This window comes from Cyanobium sp. LEGE 06113, from assembly GCF_015207615.1.
Map to the genome: position 1 here is coordinate 124,726 of NZ_JADEWM010000003.1, position 16,752 is coordinate 141,477.

The window sequence follows — 16,752 nt, forward strand, 5'->3', positions numbered from 1 at the left end:
GTGCCTAATCTCTGTGCCATGGGCAATCCGATCAGCCGGGACTTATTTCTGGAGCGGGCCCGTTCGCGCTTTGGCGATCGCTATGACTACAGCGAAATCATCTATAAAAGCTATAAGTCGCCCATCAAGATTCGCTGCACGATGCATCCGGTGAAGCAGATCTGCATCACCCCTGAAAAACATCTGCAAACCACCGGCGGCTGCAAGTACTGCCTGCGCGAAATGCGCATTCAGATGCTGGAGCGGGAGCTCAATCGGCAGAGCGCCCAGCATCCGCCCGTCCAGGCTGGCGAGGCCCCTCGGCTGGAGCGCCGAACCGCCGGCCCGGGGCCCGAGACGCCGCCGCCGCAGGCCTCACCCCCTGCTTCCTGAGCAGCTGCATGTCGCCCGTCGCCCGGCAGCTCAAGACCCAGGCCCTGGAGGTGTTCCGCGACCCCGCCCAGGACACCGCCTCCGGGGTGGCAGCCCTGCTGCGCAGCTGGCTGCAGCGGGAGGGGCCGGCCACGGCAGCACGCCGCAGCGCCGAGCCCACGGAATTCAACGGCACCTTGATGCAGTGGTTCCACTGGTACAGCGAGGCGGATGGCGGCCACTGGGGCCGCCTCGCCGCCGAAGCCCCGGCCCTGGCCTCCGCCGGGATCACGGCCCTGTGGCTGCCGCCCGCCACCAAGGGGGGCAGTGGGTACGACGTGGGCTACGGCACCTACGACCTGTTTGATCTGGGCGAATTCGACCAGAAGGGCACGGTGCGCACCAAGTACGGCACCAGAGCGGACTACGAGGCGGCCCTGCAGGCCTGCCGTGAGCACGGCCTTCAGGTGTATGTCGATGTGGTGTTCAACCACAAGCTGTTTGCCGATGCGGAAGAGGAGTTCCAGGCCACCCCCTTCGATCCGCAGGACCGCACCCGCAAGCTCGGCGATGAACGCACCATCAGCGCCTGGACCCACTACCGCTTCGATGGCCGCGGCGGGCGGTATTCAGAGATGCAGTGGCACTGGTATCACTTCGACGCTGTGGACTACAACGGCTTCGAGCGCGACTACCAGGCGGTGTGGCAGGTGAAGGGGGCGCTGCGGGAGCACAACGTGGCCCTCGAAAAGGGCAACTACGACTTCCTGATGGGCGCCGACCTGAACCTCAACCACCCCGAGGTGCGCGGCGAACTCAAGCACTGGGGTCGCTGGATGCTGGACAGCTTTGGGGTGGATGGCTTCCGCCTCGATGCGATCAAGCACATCGCCAGTGATTTCTTTGTGGACTGGGTCGACCACCTGGAGCAGCACGTGCAGCGCGATCTGTTCGTGGTGGGCGAGTACTGGACCTACGACCTGGCCAGCCTCCAGTGGTATCTGGCCAACACCGGCGGCGCCATGAGCCTTTTCGATGCGCCGTTGCATCTCAATTTCCATCAGGCCAGCCTCGGCGGCGGCCAGTACGACATGCGCCGGCTGCGGGATGGCACCTTGATGAAGGAAGCGCCGCTGCTGGCGGTGACCCTGGTGGACAACCACGACACCCAGCCGCTGCAGGCCCTGGAATCCCCGGTGCAGGACTGGTTCAAGCCGCTGGCCTACGCCTTCATCCTGTTGCGCGATGAGGGCTATCCCTGCATTTTCCATGCCGATTACTACGGGGCCACCTACAGCGACAGCAAGAACGGCCAGAGCTACAGCGTGTCGATGGCCTCCCACCGCGGCCTGATCGATCGTTTCCTGCTGGCCCGCACCCAGTGCGCCTATGGCCCCCAGTACGACTACCTCGACCACTTCAACACGATCGGCTGGACCCGCCTCGGCAGCCCCGGCCATCCCCTGGCGCTGGCGGTGCTGATGAGCGATGGCCCTGCCGGATCAAAGTGGATGGAAGTAGGCAAACCCCACACGCGCTTCCGCGACCTCACCGGCCACCACCCCGCCGTGATCAGCACCAACGCCCACGGCTGGGCCGAGTGGCACTGCCAGGGAGGCTCGGTGTCGGTGTGGGTGGAGGAGAGTTGGTGGGAGGAGCAGCAGTAGAGACCCTCACGAGATCTGAGCTGCTCCATGAGCTGTACCCCTTTGCTCAACCTGGCACGCTGAGGGCCATAAACCAGTTGACTTTCTATAGCCAATCGAACAAGTGGTTTGCGGACCCTTGAACCACATTTAAGCTTGGTGAAGCAATGCTCAAATCCTATGCTGAGCCAGGGATTTCCAGAAGCGGGCGAGGACTGCTGGGGGTGGTTATCTGAAGGGGGAGGCCCTGCGGCTGTGGTTCACGGAACCATCCAAGGATTAGTTAGAAATTCAGAAACCACTCATGAATCAACAGGAAGAGTCGACTGAGGAAAATATTCTTCAGCTAATTGCCACGCCCCAGAATTGTGACGCTTTTGCAAACTTGGCTGAGGCAGGGATTGATCAGCTACTGCAGGATGGGTTTCTAAGGGATGTCCCAGTTCTTGGCTCAATGATTGGAGTCATACGAGCTGCGGGCGGTATTCGCAACCTATTACTTGCGAAGAAGCTTGGGCTGTTTTTACGATCAATCCAGTCAATTCCTTTGAAGGATAGGCAGAGATACTGTGAAACATTGCGAGATCGGTCTGAGCGTCAACGCCAAGGAGAGGCTCTTCTGCTTCTCTTGGACCGCCTTGATGACATGGAGAAACCTGAATTGGTCGGAAAGGCGTTCCGAGCATTTGTACTTGGTGAGATTGATAGCCGACAGTTCCGGTCACTGTCCTCGGCGATTGATCGATTGCCTATCCAGCACCTCCCTGATCTGATTGGCTTTTACGCTGACACTAGAAATCCCAGACAAATAGACAATGATGTCGCGCAAGCCCTTTCCTACGCCGGCCTTGTTCGTTCGGCAATCTCTACTGGGGTAATCATTGGCGATATTTCCACATCTAGCATGTACTACGACGCCAGTGCTTTGGGAGAGTTGTTGGTTAGGCTAGTAGCTAGTGATGTCTAACATCAAGATCCAGCGGGCGGGGCAAGGGATGCCAAATCTACGCATAAGGATATATGCCGCCGCTGATCTTGAGCGTTATCCGTATCCAGCAAGCCGTTGACCGGAAGCCACGTCTGGTACCGAGAAGCAGTACCATGCTGTAATGAAGCGGAAGCACCAGCGCACCCTTGAGCTGATCTTCTCTCGTCCCGTAAGCGGCAGCTTGCCGTGGAGGGACATCGAGGCCCTGTTTCAGGAGCTTGGTGGGGATGTCAGTGAGAGGGCGGGCAGCCGAGTCGCGGTCGTTCTGTTTGGCGAAGTCAGGGTCTTCCACAGACCCCACCCATCGCCTGATACAGACAAGGGTGCCGTTGCTTCGATCCGCAAATGGTTTGAAGAACACGGAGTGACACCATGAATCTCATGACTGTGGATGGCTACCACGCCAAAATTGACTACGATGAGGAAACGGATCAGTTTCGCGGGGAAATTCTTGGGCTTTCTGGAGGAGCGGACTTTTATGGGTCCAGTCCTGAGCAGCTTCGCCGAGAATTCAAAAAGTCATTGGACGTCTTTCTTGAGGTCTGCAAGGAGCAAGGAATCGAGCCCCGCAGACACTATTCAGGTAAGTTCAATCTTCGGATTCCGCCTGAACTACATGAGAAGTTGGCGATGACTGCGGAGGCGCAGGGGAAGAGTCTTAATTTGCTCGCTCAGGAAGCACTCCAGAGAAGTGTCACCGCATAGAGGAACGGCCAACGTTTCACTGTAGCGGACGTGCTGGCGATCGCAGCTTTTTTGGCCTCAAAGTGCTTCTACACGCCGCTAACCTCATTGTCGTTGCCATGCAGCTGAACTCTTGTAACTCGATTCCATTTATGTACGGCCAATGATAATCAGAAGGGGAGACCAAGCCATGCTCAAACACCTCCATCAAGCGGCCTGAAAGGCATCAGGTAGCTTCCCAATTTTGTTTTCCGCAGACCCGAACAAGTGAAGCCCTGAACCGCCCCCTTCCTGGCCATAGGAATTTCAACTGTCTTGGAATAGGTTGAAACCATTTCAACGGAGAGGGCGGGATTCGAACCCGCGGAAGGTTTCCCTTCGCCGGTTTTCAAGACCGGAGCCATCAACCACTCGACCACCTCTCCCATCCCCGGCCCGTAGACCGGGAGCCACCATCTTCCCACGGGACCCCTGCCAGGCCCAGCCCGCGGGGGCTGCCTCAGGGCTTGGTCAGGGGCAGCAGGCACTTGTCCGAGTCGCAGCCGGCGGGGCCGGCCTCCTGCAGTTCGCCGCCGTCGTAGCGCTGCAGGGCCTCGAAGAAGTCGGCGGTGCGGCGGCGGGCGGCCACCTCGCTGTTCAGGCGTTCGTAGGTGGCCAGGTCGATTGGCTCAAACGGCAACCTTGGGAAGGTGGCGTTGGCATCGAAGCGGGCCAGCAGGGCGGCTGAGATGTAGCCCTGGCCGCCCTCGATCGCCCGGTGGATGGCCTCGGCCAGCGGCTCGATCTCGTTCTCGCGGAACTCCACCGTGGCGGAGGTGTTGTGGGCCGTGTAGTGCTGCTGCACCTGCATGTAGAAGTCGAACTGGGCCAGGGCCGAGAAGTTGTTGATCTCCACCGCATCGGCACCGGGGATGTTTGCCCAGCTCACTTCGGTGGGGATCTCCACCAGCCACTCCGTGCAGCGGGGGTCGAAGGGATCATCCAGCAGGCGGCCCTGCTCGTCCTTATCGCTCTGGGAGGGCACGATGGCGTAGCCGTAATCGAGGCACGCCAGGGCCACCGGATCGTTCTTGCGGAAGGTGATGCGGCGGATGAAGCGCTGCGCTTTGGGCGGATGCCAGCCGGGGGAGGCGCCGGTGAGCAGGCTCTTGGTGCCGGCCGGTTGCACCGTGGTGCAGCGGTTGGGGCGGCGCAGGCCGTGGCGGTCGCAGTATTCCCACACCGCCTCATTCACGATCCGCTTCCAGCGGGCCAGGTAATCGGCCTCCTGGGCGCGGAAGGTGCGGCCCTCCTCGCTGTCGGGGCGGCCCGCTTCCCACCAGCGCAGCCAGGGGGTGCCGAAGGCATGCACGAAGAAGTCGAACAGCCCCGTGAAGCTCACCCCCACGATCGGATCCCAGGCGCGGCTCTGGCGGTAGCGCTCCACCTCGAAGCGGTGGTTGAGCAGGCAGGCCACCGAGATGGCGCCGGCGCGGAAGGCGTCTTCCTGGGCCTGGAAATCGGTGGGGTGGATCTGGTTGAGATGGATCTCGGCCAGGTTGCAGTGGAAGTCGGCGCCGAGGATCTCGCCGCAGGGGTTGAGGCCGTAGCGGCCGAGGCGGTGCTCCAGCTCATCGGCCTCGATGCCGGGGTGGTGCTGTTGCAGCCAGGCGCCGGCCTGCTCGCGGCCCTGCTCGCAGTAGAGGGCGATGAACTCCTGGCGCAGCTCAGGCGTGGGCAGCAGATCGGCATTGGAGCGGGCGATCGCCTCGGGGGCGAACTGGATCGCGCCCTCGCCGCTCTGGAACTGTTTGGTCACGGCCTCCAGCACCACATCGCGGCTGGGCTTGGTGTGGAACACGCGGGTGTGGTTGGCCATGCGCAGCGAATCGCGCTCCGGATCGATGCGCCAGTTGCCCTCGCTGTCCTGCTGCCAGAGGTTGTCCTTGGCGGTGGAGGCGGCGGTGTCGCCTGCGGCGAACTGGCGCATGCCGGCGCTGCGGCGGATGTTGCCGGCCACGATCGTCACGGCCGCCTCATCGATCAGCAGGCAGCACTCCACCGAGGTGAGCTGGCGGCCGTTGGCGCGGTTGAGGATCTGGGCCACACGGCCGTAGAGGTCCTTCAGCTTCACCGGGTTGGCCATCCCCCCGAAGCCCTTGAGGGTTTCGCCCACGGGGCGCACATCGGAGAGGTCCACGCTCACCTGGATCTCGCCCGCGGCGCCGTGCTGACAGAAGCGCTCATCACTGCTGAGCTCCAGCAGCAGCTGGTAGCTGTCCACCCAGCCGCGGCGGGTGTCGCCCACCTTGATGTGAACCCTGTTCGCCTCAATCGTGTGGCTGGTGTGCTCCTGGCGCTGGCCCGCCGGGGTGGAGCCGATGTCGGTGACGCTGCCCAGCACCAGCCGGTTGCGCAGCACCGGCAGGCGGCTGATCAGGTGCGGCTCGATGATGGCGCCGGTGCCGCAGCCCATCATCGCCAGGTCCATCATCAGAGCGAAGGCCTGCCAGTCCACCAGGTTGGTGGAGGTGCAGTTGTAGGAGCCGGAGAAGTTTTCGCTCTGCTCGATCCAGGGTGTGCCGCCGATCCACAGCCAGCGGCCGGAGGGCAGGGCCTTCTGGTGTTGCTGCATGCGCCGCAGCAATTGCACTTCCGCCTCGGTGAGGTGGCCCAGGCGCCGCAGGCCCTCCAGGTTGCGCTCGCCCACCTGCTGCCAGCTCTCGCGGCCCTGGGGCGTGCGGCGCGAATAGGTGCGGTAAAACACCGGGTTCGCCGCTGGCGCCGTGGCCGGGAAATCGCCGCCAGCCAGCGGGCCAGCCGGCGTCGCATCGGCGGCCGCATAACCCAGTTCGGCAGCCTGGCGGGCCGCATCCGACAGGGGTTGGGCGGAGAGGGTCACGGCAGGGCGATCCGGGGGTTGGCGTGCACCATAACGCCACCAGTGGTGGCTGCAAGACGCCGTTGCCACCACAGCCAGCGTGGCCCCCAGGAGGGCGACCCCAGGCGCCGCTGCGGGGCAGGACCCAGGCCCCGCCTTGGCTCTGGCAGGCTGGGGCCATGACCAGCAGCCCCGTCGGCATCGATCTCGAATCCCTGGCGGAGGCCGTGGAGCGGCGCCGCAACTTCGCGATCATTTCCCACCCCGACGCCGGCAAGACCACCCTCACCGAGAAATTGCTGCTCTATGGCGGTGCCATCCAGCAGGCCGGCGCCGTGAAGGCCAAGGGGGAGCAGCGCAAGGTGACCTCCGACTGGATGGACCTCGAAAAGCAGCGCGGCATCTCGATCACCTCCACCGTGCTGCAGTTCGACTACGCCGGCACCACGGTGAACCTGCTGGACACCCCCGGCCACCAGGACTTCTCGGAAGACACCTACCGCACCCTGGCCGCTGCCGACAACGCGGTGATGCTGGAAGACGCCGCCAAGGGGCTCGAGCCCCAGACGCGCAAGCTCTTTGAGGTGTGCCGGCTGCGGCGGGTGCCGATCTTCACCTTCATCAACAAGATGGACCGGCCAGGGCGTGAGCCCCTGGAGCTGATCGATGAGATCGAGAGCGAGCTGGGCCTCACCTGCTGGCCGGTGAACTGGCCGATCGGCAGTGGCGACCGCTTCCGCGGCGTGATCGATCGCCGCAGCCGCGACGTGATCCTGTTCGAGCGGGCCGAGCGGGGCCGTCAGGCCACCGAGAAGCGGCTGCTGGCAGGCAGTGCTGAGCTGGCGGATCTGGTGGAGCCCGACCTGCTGGCCACCGCCCTGGAGGAACTGGAGCTGCTCGATGGCGCCGGCGCCGAGCTGGATCTGGCCCTGGTGCAGGCCGGCGAGCTCAGCCCGGTGTTCTTCGGCTCGGCGATGACCAACTTCGGCGTGCGCCCCTTCCTCGATGCCTTCCTGGAGCTGGCCCAGAAGCCGGTGCCGCGCCAGAGCCGTGGCGGGGCGGTGGATCCGGTGGCGCCCGGGTTCAGCGGCTTCGTGTTCAAGCTGCAGGCCAACATGGACCCCCGCCACCGCGATCGGGTGGCCTTCGTGCGGGTGTGCAGCGGCCGCTTCGAGAAGGACATGACCGTGCAGCACGCCCGCACCGGCAAGGCGATCCGCCTGTCGCGGCCCCAGAAGCTGTTCGGCCAGGACCGCGAAGTGGTGGACGATGCCTTCCCCGGCGATGTGATCGGCCTCAACAACCCCGGCATGTTCGCCATCGGCGACACCCTCTACCTGGGCGCCAAGGTGGAATACGAGGGCATTCCCTGTTTCTCCCCGGAGATCTTTTCCTGGCTGCGCAACCCCAACCCCTCCGCCTTCAAGAGCTTCCGCAAGGGGGTGAATGAACTGCGCGAGGAGGGGGCCGTGCAGATCCTCTACGACACCGACCAGAGCAAACGTGACCCGATCCTGGCGGCGGTGGGTCAGCTGCAGCTGGAGGTGGTGCAGTATCGGCTCGAGCACGAATACGGCGTGCAGACCCGTCTGGAGCCCATGGGCTTCAGCGTGGCCCGCTGGGTGTGCGGCGGCTGGGACGCCCTCGACGCCGTGGGCCGCATCTTCAACTGCAAGACCGTGCGCGATGCCTGGGATCGGCCGGTGCTGCTGTTCAAGAACGCCTGGAATCTGCGCCAGCTCCAGGACGACCACCCCGACCTCGAACTGGCGGTGGTGGCGCCGGTGGTGAGCGGCGTCGAGCCGATCAGCCTCTGAGGCTGGCTGGCTCCGCCACCCCAGCGGATGCGACGCCTCCCGGCGTGGGTTCCCACTCGATCTTCACCACATCCACCGGACCACGCCCGGAGCTGTTGAGCTGCAGGGCGGCCCGCAGAGCGGCCTCGTGGGTGTGAAACAGATAGGCCTCGCCCGGCTCCGCCACCAGCGCCACCTGCTGGTCCGTGCCCTGCACGGCCAGAAACAGGCCGTCTTCCAGCCGGCGGATGGCGTAGCGCTCCGGTTGGGTGCACGCCATCGGGTGGGCGGGATCAATCTCAGGAGCCCAGAAATGCAGCACAGTGAACCTCCTGGATCGGTCTCCGCCGATCAACCTTTGGTGTCTGTTTTTACTTTAGCGATCGCGTGTGGCTGCCACAGGGCAGGCCCTCCAGGCCATGGCTTCGTTACAGCTCTTCATGCCTTCTCAACGTTCAATGAATCTTGATCACAGGCCCGCGGGATCGGCTTAGCGTCGTGCCAGCGCCTGCTTCGGCATGCTGCTTTCTCCCTTCCCGATCCTCGCCCTACGCCTCCCCGCCCATGGCACTGGTCAAAGCCCCCGCACTGGGGATTGAACGCTTCGCTGGCGCTCGCAACAAGGAAAACTGGGCCCACGCCACAGAAGACGACCGCAAGACAATCGTGCGTGCGGTGTATCAGCAGGTGCTGGGTAATCAGTACATCATGAAGAGCGAGCGGCTCAATGGGCTCGAATCCCTGTTCCGCAACGGTGATCTCAGCGTGCGCGAATTCGTGCGCCTGGTGGCCAAGAGTGGCCTCTACAAGGAGAAGTTCTTCGAGAACTGCAACCCCTACCGCTTCATTGAGCTGAATCACAAGCATCTGCTCGGCCGTGCCCCCAACACCGCCCAGGAGATGCTCGATCACTTCACCATCCTCCAGGAGCACGGTTACGACGCTGAAATCGATTCCTACATCGACAGCGACGAGTATCAGGGCCGTTTCGGACAGGATGTGGTTCCCTACATCCACGGCTGGGATTACTCCGTTGGCCAGCAGGGGCGCCAGTTCTCCTGGGTGTTCCAGTTGGCCCGCGGTGCGGCCGCCTCGGTGAAGGGCGACAGCAGCGGCGTGCAGTCGCGCCTCAACCGCGTGGTGCACCGCAACCGCCCCGTGCCGGTGAATCCGCCCAGCTCCGGCCCCTCCTACTTCCGCTCCTCGGTGGGCTCAGGCGCCTACGGCGGCGACGGCGAAGCACCGATGGCCGTCTACAACAGCGAGCGCACCGATCGCATCAGCGGCCTGCCGGTGATGGCCGGAGCCCGGGGCACCGATGGCAGCAGCGGCCGTCTGGTCACCCTGGTGGTGACCGGCGTGGCCAACAACGCCTACTCCCGCACCGCTGAAACGGTGATCCGCGTGCCCTACACCCGCATGAACCAGGCGCTGCAGCGGGTCAACCGGCTCGGTGGCCGGGTGGTGGAGGTCAGCGTGCGCTGAGCCCGGCGGGCTCCTGGGGCAGGATCAGTTCCAGCAGGGCGCCACCATCGCCGTGGTTGCGCGCCTGCACCCTGCCCCCGTGGGTGGCCGCGATCTGCTGCACGATCGCCAGCCCCAGGCCGCTGCCGGTGCGCTCCTGGCGCACCCGGGAGCTGTCACCCCGGTAGAAGCGCTCGAACATGTGGTTGAGGTCGTCCTCGCTCAGCCCCGGCCCCTGGTCGCGGATGCTCAGCTGACACCAGCCGCCGCGGCTGCCGATTCTTGCCTCCACCACGCCGCCACTGGGGCTGTAGCGCAGCGCATTGTCGAGCAGGTTGAGCAGGGCCCGGTGCAGACGTGCCTGATCAGCCTGGATCCGCAGCTGCTCGGGCGGCCCACTCGCCTGCAGCGCCAGGCTCACGCCCCGTTGTTCGGCCACGGGGCGCAGGTTCTGCCACACCTGCTCCATCAGCCCCTCCAGCTCCACCACCTCAAAGCTGAGGCCCTGGCCGGGCATGGCGTTCTCCAGGCGGGAGAGCTCCAGCAGATTCACCACCATGTCCTGCAGGCGCCGCAGTTCCCGCTGCAGCCGCTCCACCAGCCGGGCGTTGCCATCGGTCACCTGGGCGGCGAGGCTGTCCCCCACCAGCAGCAGGGCGGTGAGCGGCGTTTTCAGCTCATGGGCCACATCGCTCACCCAGCGCTCCTGTTGATCGAGCTGGGCCTCCAGCGACCGCCGGCTCTGCAGCTGCAGCGCCAGCCAGCCGTCGCGGCCCGGCACCACGGCCAGGTCGTAGTCCAGGAGGCCATAGCGCCACTCCAGGCGCTGGGCGCGCTCCTGGCGACGCGCCAGGCCAATGGAGCTCAGCAGGGTGGGATCGTTGCAGATCCGGGCCAGGGGTGTGCCCAGCAACCGCACCCCTGCTGCTCTGGCGGCTGCACTTCCCACCGCCGTGCCGCCCTCCAGCTCCGCCAGCAGCACGCGCTCGGCCCGGGGGCTGATATGGCAGATCCGATCGTCGCCATCGAGCAGCACCCAGCCCATCGCTGCCTGGTCGATCCAGCTCAGCAGCTGGCGGCTGCTCGGCTCCGGCAGGGCCGCCGCCCCCCGGCGCCACCAGGGGCGGCCTGCGCCTGGCCAGCCGCCGCGACTGCTGTCAGCCAAAGCGATACCCGAAGCCCCGCACCGTGATCAGGTGGGCGGGAGACGAGGGCTCCGCCTCCAGCTTTTCGCGCAGCCAGCGGATGTGCACGTCCACGGTCTTGCTGTCGCCGAAGTAGTCCACACCCCACACCTGCTCCAGCAGCTTGTCGCGGCTCCAGACCCGGCGCGGATGCTGCATGAACAGCTCCAGCAGCCGGTATTCCTTGGGCGAGAGGTTCACGGGCAGGCCGTCGCGGGTGACGCGGCACTCCTCCTGGTAGAGCCTGAGGTTGGCATGCTCGAGCACCTTGGCCTGGTTGGCCTGGCTGGTGGTGCGGCGCAGCAGGGCCCGGCAGCGCGCCACCAGCTCGCGCATGCCGAAGGGTTTCACCAGGTAGTCGTCGGCCCCCACCTCCAGGCCCAGCACCCGGTCGGTCTCCGTGTCGCGGGCGCTCACCACCAGGATCGGCGTGAGGATGTCGGCTGCCCGCAGGGCGCGGCAGACATCGAGGCCGCCCAGGCCCGGCAGCATCAGGTCGAGCACCACCAGGCCGTAGGCGTTCTCCTCCGTACTGCGCTGCAGCAGGTTGAGGGCATCGCGGCCATTGCCGCAGGCCGTCACGGCAAAGCCCTCCAGCTGCAGGGCCTCCTGCAGGGTGTCGCGGATGGTTTCATCGTCTTCGACGACCAGCAGGCGGGCGCTCATGCCGCCATTCTGACCGCCTCCATTCTGACCGCCGCCCTCCAGATCCCAGAAGCTGTTGACCGGCCGCAGGACCGATCCCGGGCGGCTCATCGGCGCAGGGGTTGGTGGCTGATCACCAGGTGGCGTTCGAGATCGAGATCGAGCCAGCCCTCGGCGCGCAGCTGGCCCAGCAGCCGGGTGATCGTCACCCGGGTGGTGCTCAGGGCGCTGGCCAGGTCCTGGTGGGTGAGCCGCAGCGGCAGCCGCAGGCCGCGGTCGCAGGGCTGGCCGTATTCCTCAGCCAGCAGCTCCAGAAAGCCCTTCACCCGGTCTTCGATGCGGCGCAGGCCGAGCAGGGCCAGCATCGCCTCGCTCTGGCGGTAGCGCGACGCCATGCCCTGCAGGATGCCGATGGCCAGATGGGGAGAGGCGTGGATCTCATCGCAGCTGAGGCAGAGCAGGTCGCTAGCCACCAGCGTGGTGGCCTCGTAGGCGGGCTGGTTGCTGAGGGGATCGCCGAAGGGCTCATTGGGCCCGGCCAGCCCCAGCAGCAGGGCATCGCCCTGGTAGGAGATGGCGCCGAGCTTCACCATGCCGCGCACCACCACCCAGAGGTTGCGCCGCAGCAGGGGAATCGGGCTGCCGGCCGGCAGATGCACCAGGCTGCGTTTCTCAAAGCTGGCCTCCAGCAGCTCCCTGAAGCTGTCGCGATGCTCAGCAGCTTGGGAAGGCGTGAACACCATGGGGCTGCGGCCGAAGGGTGCCAAAACCCTATGGGGGGCAAGCCGCCCCTCGGTCAAGGCCCGATGGTCAGCCGTTTAAGAGTTGGTTAGCACTGCACGCCTGTGGCCACCGGCAACGGGCCGCTGGCGGGGGCTCAGTCGCAACAGGGGCTGGCGGGCCGCTGGCACTGGGCATTGAGCCGGCCCAGCCACTGCTGCAGGGCGGTGATCGCCTCAGGCTGCAGGCGGTAGTAGATCCAGCGGCCCTGCTCGCGCCCCTCCAGCAGGCCAGCCTCCTTGAGCACCCGCAGGTGAAAGGAGAGCTTCGACTGGGCCAGGCCCAGGTCCACGGTGAGATCGCAGACGCAGCGCTCGCCGCCCGCGAGGGCCTCGATCACCTGCAGCCGCAGGGGATCCCCGAGCGCTTGAGCAGCTGACGGGCCTGGGCGTTGTCGAGGCTGTCCGCTGAGCTGCCCGCAGCGCTGTCAGCCAGGCTCGAAGCGGTGTCGACGGGCCGCGCAACAGGGGGGCTGGTCAGGGTCATCGGGCCATTCTCAGGGGTCGAGCTGGGGCCCGTGACAGACGATCAGAATTCCCTGGCCTGTGGCCTGTTCGGGGGGCCTGGAAGCTTGCTCAGCGGTACTCCGGTTTGCGGGTGTCATCGAAGCTGCGCTGCAGGGCTTCGGCAATCGGCAGGCCCACCGGCAGGTCACCGCCGAAGGAGGTGCCGAGAATGTGGCGGTAGAGCTTCGATTCCACCAGTCGGTAGGTGTCCGGCGGCAGGGGGATGGAGCCCGCTTCCTCCACAAAGCGGAGCCCATTGCCCACCGTGAACCCCACGAAGCTGCGGATCGCGTCGTTGGCGCGCATCTCCTGGTCGTTCACGTAGATGAACAGCGGTCGCGACAGCGGCTGGTAGCTGCCGTCCTGGACCGCCTGCAGCGAGGGGGCGACAGCCCTGCCAGCGGCCGCGTCAACCGCGAGGGCCTTGAGCTGCTCGGCATTGGCCTTGTAGTAGCCAAAGCCAGGTAGCCCATGGCGTTGGGGTCATCCGCCACACAGGCCACGATCACGTTGTCGTCCTCGCTGGTCTCCACGTCGGTGCGGCTGTTGGCCTTGTTGCCGTTGATCGCCTCGTTGAAGTAGTCGAAGGTGCCCGAATCCTTGCCAGGGCTGCAGAGGCGCAGAGGACGCTCGGGCCAGTCACTGTTCACCTGATTCCAGGCCTTCACCGTGCCCTGGGCCGGCGCCGACCAGGTGCGGGACAGTTCCTGGGTGCTGATCGAGGAGGCCCAGTCGTTGCCGCCGCTCACCACCACGCTGATGGCATCGAAGGCCAGGGGCAGCTCGATGAAGGTGATCCCCTTGGCGGCGCAGGCCTGGAGCTCCTTGGTGCTGATCGGGCGGGAGGCGTTGGCGATCGGGGCCTCCCCCGCGCAGAAGGCCCGCAGGCCGGCGCTGGTGCCCACTTCGCTGAGCTCCACCGTCACGTCGCGGCCCCGTGCCGTGGCCCCGTAGCCGGCCACGGCCAGCTTCAGGATCGGAAACACCGTGCTGGAGCCGGTGATGCGAATGGGGCCGGCCTGCGGCGTTGGCGCCTGGCCGCAGCCAGCCAGCAGGGCGGCCAGGGCCAGGGGTGTGGCCAGGGTGAGCGCACCACGTTGGTGGGTGGTCATGGGAGCAGGGGAGAACCCGGACCGTTCCAGCTTGGTGAATCAACCAGACTTGCTGGTTAAGGAATGGTGCTGCTCAACAGAGCTCCACCAGCACTGCGGCGGCCGCCTCCTCGCCGCTGCGCACCGCCCCTTCGAAGAAGCCCGGCCAGCGCTCAGCCACCTCGGTGCCGGCCCAGAACACCCGCCCATGGGGCCGGCGCAGGGCGTCGCCGCAGGACGTCCACAGGCCGGGTGGCATCCAGCCGGCGTAGGCGCCGCCCACGTGGGGCTCCGTCGGCCAGTCCTTTTCGCGGTAGGCCAGGGGCGCGCGGGCCTGGGGGCCCAGGTAGGCCGCCAGATCCGCCAGCACCGCCCGGCGCCGTTCTGCCTCCGCCAAGGCGGCCCAGCGGTGGTAGCGGTGGCCCGCCACGAAGGCGGCCAGCACCCCGGAGCCGCTCTCAGGGTCGGAACTGTCGGCGCAGAGCTCCACCGTGGGGCGATCACCGATGGCGATCCCCGCCAGCCCCTGCTCACGCCACCAGGGGCTGGCATAGGCCACCAGCACCTTGGCGCAGGCTCCCATCGCCATCTCGGCCTGGAGTTGCTTCCGGTCGCCGGGCAGCTCCGGAGTGAACTGGAGCCGGTTCGCCATCGCCGGCGGCATGGCCACGATCACGGCGCGGCAGGGGTAGTGGGCCCGGTCCGTGCGCACCACCACGCGGTGAGGCCCCTCCTGCTCCACGCCGCGCACCGGCTCGCCCAGCTGCAGCAGGCTCTCCCCCAGTTCGGCCGCCAGCAGAGCCGGCAGCTGGCCCGCTCCCCCATGCAGAAGCCACTCCTCGGGGTGCTCGCCCTGGGGGGCGGTGCGCTGACCCCAGAGCACGTGCAGCAGCGACACCTGCTCCGGCTCGGTCGGGCCGAGAAAGCCCACGGCCCGGCAGAAATAGGCGAAGTACCAGGCGGCAAACGGGGTGTGGGTGTGGGCGTCGATCCAGTCCTGGAAGCTGAGGCGATCCAGCGCCGCTGCGGCGGGATGGTGGTGCGGGTGACCCTCGGGCAGCTGGGCCACCAGGGCCTGGAACTGCTCCAGGGCCGCCATCGCATCGGCCCAGTCGGCCTCGGGCACGGCGGGGGGCTGGCCCTCGGGGAAGCCCTGGAAGAAACCGCTGAAGCGGCAGCGTTGCTCTCCGAACACCAGCACGGTGTCGCCGCTGTGGGGCGACGCGAAGCGGCGGATGCGGTGGCGCTCCAGCAGGGCCAGCATGCGGGTCTGGCTGGGGCCCACCCACTGGCCGCCGAGGTCGATCCAGGGCCTGCGGCCGGGGCCCTCAGCTCCGCCAGCGAGCGGCAGCCACGCTCCCCGCATGCGGCCACCGGGCTGCTCAGCCGCCTCGATCAAGCGCACCGAGCAGGCGGCCTGTTGCAGCCAGCGGGCCGCCACCAGGCCCGACAGGCCGGCCCCCACCACCACCACATCCACGGGGTCCGCGAGGATCGGGCTCTGACGCCCTTGGCGAGCTGACACCATCTGCCCAGCCTCCCAGCTCAGCCCATGCGCTGCAGAAAACCCTGGATCACCAGGGAGTTGCTGATGTCGATGAAGAAGCCCGACACCAGGGGCACCACCAGAAAGGCCCGTTCCGCTGACCCGTAGAGCCCAGCCACCGCGGCCATGTTGGCCATGGCGGTGGGGGTGGCACCAAGGGAGAAGCCCCCGAAGCCGGCGCACACCACCGCCGCCTCGTAGTCGCGGCCCATGGCGGGAAACACGAGCAGGGCGGCAAACAGAACCGCCACGGCGAACTGCACCGCCAGGATCACCAGCAGGGGCCCGCCCAGGCCGGCCAGGGTCCAGAGCTGCAGGCTCATCAGCGACATGGCCAGGAAGATCCCCAGCGACACCTCCGACACCAGGGCGAGGGACGGCGACTGGGCGGGCCAGGGGATCGGCAGCAGCCGCGGCACGGTGTTGGTGATCACGATCGCCGCGAACAGGCAGCACACGAACAGGGGCAACTTGATCTCCAGGGCGGCGAAGCCCTCCTCCAGAAGCTCGCCCAGAGCCAGGCTCACGTTCAGCCAGAACAGCGTGGCCAGCAGGCTGAAGCTGGTCACCGGGGCCGCCTGGCCGGCAGTGGGGGGCCGACCGCTGGAGGATGCTGCCGGGGTGGCCGCTGCGCCAGCCGGGGTGGAGAGCCGGTGGCGCCGGATCAGGAAGCGGGCGATCGGTCCGCCCATCAGAGAGGAGAGCACCAGGCCGAAGGTGGCGCAGGCCGCGCCGATTTCAAGGGCGTTGGCGATGCCGTGCTGCTCAGCGAAGCGCGGTGCCCAGGCGATGGCGGTGCCATGGCCCCCCACCAGGGACGTGGAACCCGCCAGCAGACCGATCACCGGATCCAGGCCGAGCAGGGAGGCCACCGTGATGCCGGTGAGGTTCTGCGCCACCAGGAACAGCATGGTGAGCGCCACCAGGATGGCCAGCGGCCGGCCCCCGGCCAGCAGCACCCGCACATCGGCATTGAGGCCGATGCCGGCAAAGAAATAGAGCAGCAGGAAATCACGGGTGGCCAGGTCGAAGCCCACCTCCACGCCCGTGAGCCGCTGCAGCAGGGCCAGCAGCAGGCACACCAGCAGGCCGCTGCTCACCGGCTCGGGGATGCTGAACTCGCTGAGCAGGCGCAGCCGGCGGGTGAGCAGCTTGCCCGCAGCCAGCACCATGATGGCCACATTGAACGTGGCGAAACCGGCGAGCTGCAT

At 66.5% G+C, this 16,752-nt stretch carries 17 protein-coding genes and 1 tRNA gene; 6 read left to right on the forward strand and 12 right to left on the reverse strand.

Features of this window, described 5'->3' with window-relative positions; genetic code table 11:
* Window positions 1–18: 18 nt before the first annotated feature.
* The 4 genes from IQ220_RS06765 (at window position 19) to IQ220_RS06780 (ending at window position 3,690) form a co-directional block, all read left to right on the forward strand.
* On the forward strand, window positions 19–372 hold the full coding sequence (locus tag IQ220_RS06765) for a hypothetical protein (protein ID WP_228008958.1): 354 nt from the start codon (window positions 19–21) through the stop codon (window positions 370–372).
* A gap of 8 nt (window positions 373–380) precedes the next feature.
* On the forward strand, window positions 381–2,018 hold the full coding sequence (locus tag IQ220_RS06770) for an alpha-amylase (RefSeq protein ID WP_193913880.1): 1,638 nt from the start codon (window positions 381–383) through the stop codon (window positions 2,016–2,018).
* Window positions 2,019–3,106: 1,088 nt separating this feature from the next.
* On the forward strand, window positions 3,107–3,361 hold the full coding sequence (locus tag IQ220_RS06775) for a type II toxin-antitoxin system HicA family toxin (protein ID WP_193913882.1): 255 nt from the start codon (window positions 3,107–3,109) through the stop codon (window positions 3,359–3,361).
* A gap of 5 nt (window positions 3,362–3,366) precedes the next feature.
* Window positions 3,367–3,690, forward strand: a complete 324-nt coding sequence (locus IQ220_RS06780; protein WP_228008959.1) for a type II toxin-antitoxin system HicB family antitoxin — start codon at window positions 3,367–3,369, stop codon at window positions 3,688–3,690.
* A gap of 319 nt (window positions 3,691–4,009) precedes the next feature.
* On the opposite strand, the gene IQ220_RS06785 is transcribed toward IQ220_RS06780, so the two are convergent.
* Both IQ220_RS06785 and nrdJ read right to left on the reverse strand, forming a co-directional pair.
* Window positions 4,010–4,094: transfer RNA gene (locus IQ220_RS06785), tRNA-Ser, on the reverse strand.
* 74 nt (window positions 4,095–4,168) lie between these two features.
* Window positions 4,169–6,499: a ribonucleoside-triphosphate reductase, adenosylcobalamin-dependent gene (gene nrdJ / locus IQ220_RS06790; RefSeq protein ID WP_193914182.1), complete on the reverse strand. Its 2,331-nt coding sequence runs from the start codon at window positions 6,497–6,499 to the stop codon at window positions 4,169–4,171.
* A gap of 209 nt (window positions 6,500–6,708) precedes the next feature.
* On the opposite strand from nrdJ, the gene IQ220_RS06795 reads away from it, so the two are divergent.
* Window positions 6,709–8,346, forward strand: a complete 1,638-nt coding sequence (locus tag IQ220_RS06795; RefSeq protein ID WP_193913886.1) for a peptide chain release factor 3 — start codon at window positions 6,709–6,711, stop codon at window positions 8,344–8,346.
* On the opposite strand, the gene IQ220_RS06800 is transcribed toward IQ220_RS06795, so the two are convergent.
* Window positions 8,336–8,605, reverse strand: coding sequence for a hypothetical protein (locus IQ220_RS06800; RefSeq protein ID WP_193913888.1), 270 nt, complete (start codon window positions 8,603–8,605; stop codon window positions 8,336–8,338). The two genes, IQ220_RS06795 and IQ220_RS06800, sit on opposite strands and share 11 nt — an antisense overlap.
* Window positions 8,606–8,889: 284 nt before the next feature.
* Here IQ220_RS06800 and IQ220_RS06805 point away from each other — a divergent pair, with 284 nt between their 5' ends.
* Window positions 8,890–9,810 carry a phycobilisome rod-core linker polypeptide gene (locus IQ220_RS06805; protein WP_186696808.1) on the forward strand — a complete coding sequence of 307 codons (921 nt, stop codon included), beginning with the start codon at window positions 8,890–8,892 and terminating at the stop codon, window positions 9,808–9,810.
* On the opposite strand, the gene IQ220_RS06810 is transcribed toward IQ220_RS06805, so the two are convergent.
* From IQ220_RS06810 to gltS, 9 genes are all read right to left on the reverse strand, one after another.
* Window positions 9,797–10,954 carry a cell wall metabolism sensor histidine kinase WalK gene (locus IQ220_RS06810; RefSeq protein WP_228008960.1) on the reverse strand — a complete coding sequence of 386 codons (1,158 nt, stop codon included), beginning with the start codon at window positions 10,952–10,954 and terminating at the stop codon, window positions 9,797–9,799. The two genes, IQ220_RS06805 and IQ220_RS06810, sit on opposite strands and share 14 nt — an antisense overlap.
* On the reverse strand, window positions 10,947–11,639 hold the full coding sequence (locus IQ220_RS06815; protein ID WP_193914186.1) for a response regulator transcription factor: 693 nt from the start codon (window positions 11,637–11,639) through the stop codon (window positions 10,947–10,949). Before IQ220_RS06815 ends, IQ220_RS06810 begins: the two co-directional genes overlap by 8 nt.
* 86 nt (window positions 11,640–11,725) lie before the next feature.
* Entirely contained in the window at window positions 11,726–12,361 is a 636-nt protein-coding gene (locus IQ220_RS06820) for a Crp/Fnr family transcriptional regulator (RefSeq protein WP_186696807.1), read from the reverse strand.
* 134 nt (window positions 12,362–12,495) lie between these two features.
* Window positions 12,496–12,738, reverse strand: a complete 243-nt coding sequence (locus tag IQ220_RS06825; protein ID WP_370566360.1) for an ArsR/SmtB family transcription factor — start codon at window positions 12,736–12,738, stop codon at window positions 12,496–12,498.
* Complete coding sequence (locus IQ220_RS16490; RefSeq protein ID WP_370566361.1) at window positions 12,735–12,884, reverse strand: hypothetical protein; 150 nt, start codon at window positions 12,882–12,884, stop codon at window positions 12,735–12,737. The genes IQ220_RS06825 and IQ220_RS16490 overlap by 4 nt, the downstream gene beginning before the upstream one ends.
* 89 nt (window positions 12,885–12,973) lie before the next feature.
* A complete protein-coding gene (locus IQ220_RS06830) occupies window positions 12,974–13,225 on the reverse strand; it encodes a hypothetical protein (protein ID WP_193913890.1) in 252 nt (83 codons plus the stop codon).
* Window positions 13,222–14,016, reverse strand: a complete 795-nt coding sequence (locus tag IQ220_RS06835; RefSeq protein ID WP_193913892.1) for a substrate-binding domain-containing protein — start codon at window positions 14,014–14,016, stop codon at window positions 13,222–13,224. The genes IQ220_RS06830 and IQ220_RS06835 overlap by 4 nt, the downstream gene beginning before the upstream one ends.
* A 73-nt stretch (window positions 14,017–14,089) precedes the next feature.
* Window positions 14,090–15,523: a flavin monoamine oxidase family protein gene (locus tag IQ220_RS06840; RefSeq protein WP_193913894.1), complete on the reverse strand. Its 1,434-nt coding sequence runs from the start codon at window positions 15,521–15,523 to the stop codon at window positions 14,090–14,092.
* Between the two features lie 17 nt (window positions 15,524–15,540).
* On the reverse strand, window positions 15,541–16,752 hold the full coding sequence (gene gltS, locus IQ220_RS06845) for a sodium/glutamate symporter (protein WP_193913896.1): 1,212 nt from the start codon (window positions 16,750–16,752) through the stop codon (window positions 15,541–15,543).

Excerpts from the sequence above, each read along its gene's own strand:
- IQ220_RS06840 (WP_193913894.1), bottom strand. The coding sequence starts at position 15,523 with ATGGTGTCAGCTCGCCAAGGGCGTCAGAGCCCGATCCTCGCGGACCCC.
- IQ220_RS06795 (WP_193913886.1), top strand. The coding sequence starts at position 6,709 with ATGACCAGCAGCCCCGTCGGCATCGATCTCGAATCCCTGGCGGAGGCC.
- IQ220_RS16490 (WP_370566361.1), bottom strand. The coding sequence starts at position 12,884 with ATGACCCTGACCAGCCCCCCTGTTGCGCGGCCCGTCGACACCGCTTCG.
- IQ220_RS06775 (WP_193913882.1), top strand. The coding sequence starts at position 3,107 with ATGAAGCGGAAGCACCAGCGCACCCTTGAGCTGATCTTCTCTCGTCCC.
- IQ220_RS06800 (WP_193913888.1), bottom strand. The coding sequence starts at position 8,605 with ATGGCGTGCACCCAACCGGAGCGCTACGCCATCCGCCGGCTGGAAGAC.
- IQ220_RS06815 (WP_193914186.1), bottom strand. The coding sequence starts at position 11,639 with ATGAGCGCCCGCCTGCTGGTCGTCGAAGACGATGAAACCATCCGCGAC.
- gltS (WP_193913896.1), bottom strand. The coding sequence starts at position 16,752 with ATGCAGCTCGCCGGTTTCGCCACGTTCAATGTGGCCATCATGGTGCTG.
- IQ220_RS06780 (WP_228008959.1), top strand. The coding sequence starts at position 3,367 with ATGACTGTGGATGGCTACCACGCCAAAATTGACTACGATGAGGAAACG.
- IQ220_RS06835 (WP_193913892.1), bottom strand. The coding sequence starts at position 14,016 with ATGACCACCCACCAACGTGGTGCGCTCACCCTGGCCACACCCCTGGCC.
- IQ220_RS06805 (WP_186696808.1), top strand. The coding sequence starts at position 8,890 with ATGGCACTGGTCAAAGCCCCCGCACTGGGGATTGAACGCTTCGCTGGC.
- IQ220_RS06765 (WP_228008958.1), top strand. The coding sequence starts at position 19 with ATGGGCAATCCGATCAGCCGGGACTTATTTCTGGAGCGGGCCCGTTCG.
- IQ220_RS06820 (WP_186696807.1), bottom strand. The coding sequence starts at position 12,361 with ATGGTGTTCACGCCTTCCCAAGCTGCTGAGCATCGCGACAGCTTCAGG.
- IQ220_RS06770 (WP_193913880.1), top strand. The coding sequence starts at position 381 with ATGTCGCCCGTCGCCCGGCAGCTCAAGACCCAGGCCCTGGAGGTGTTC.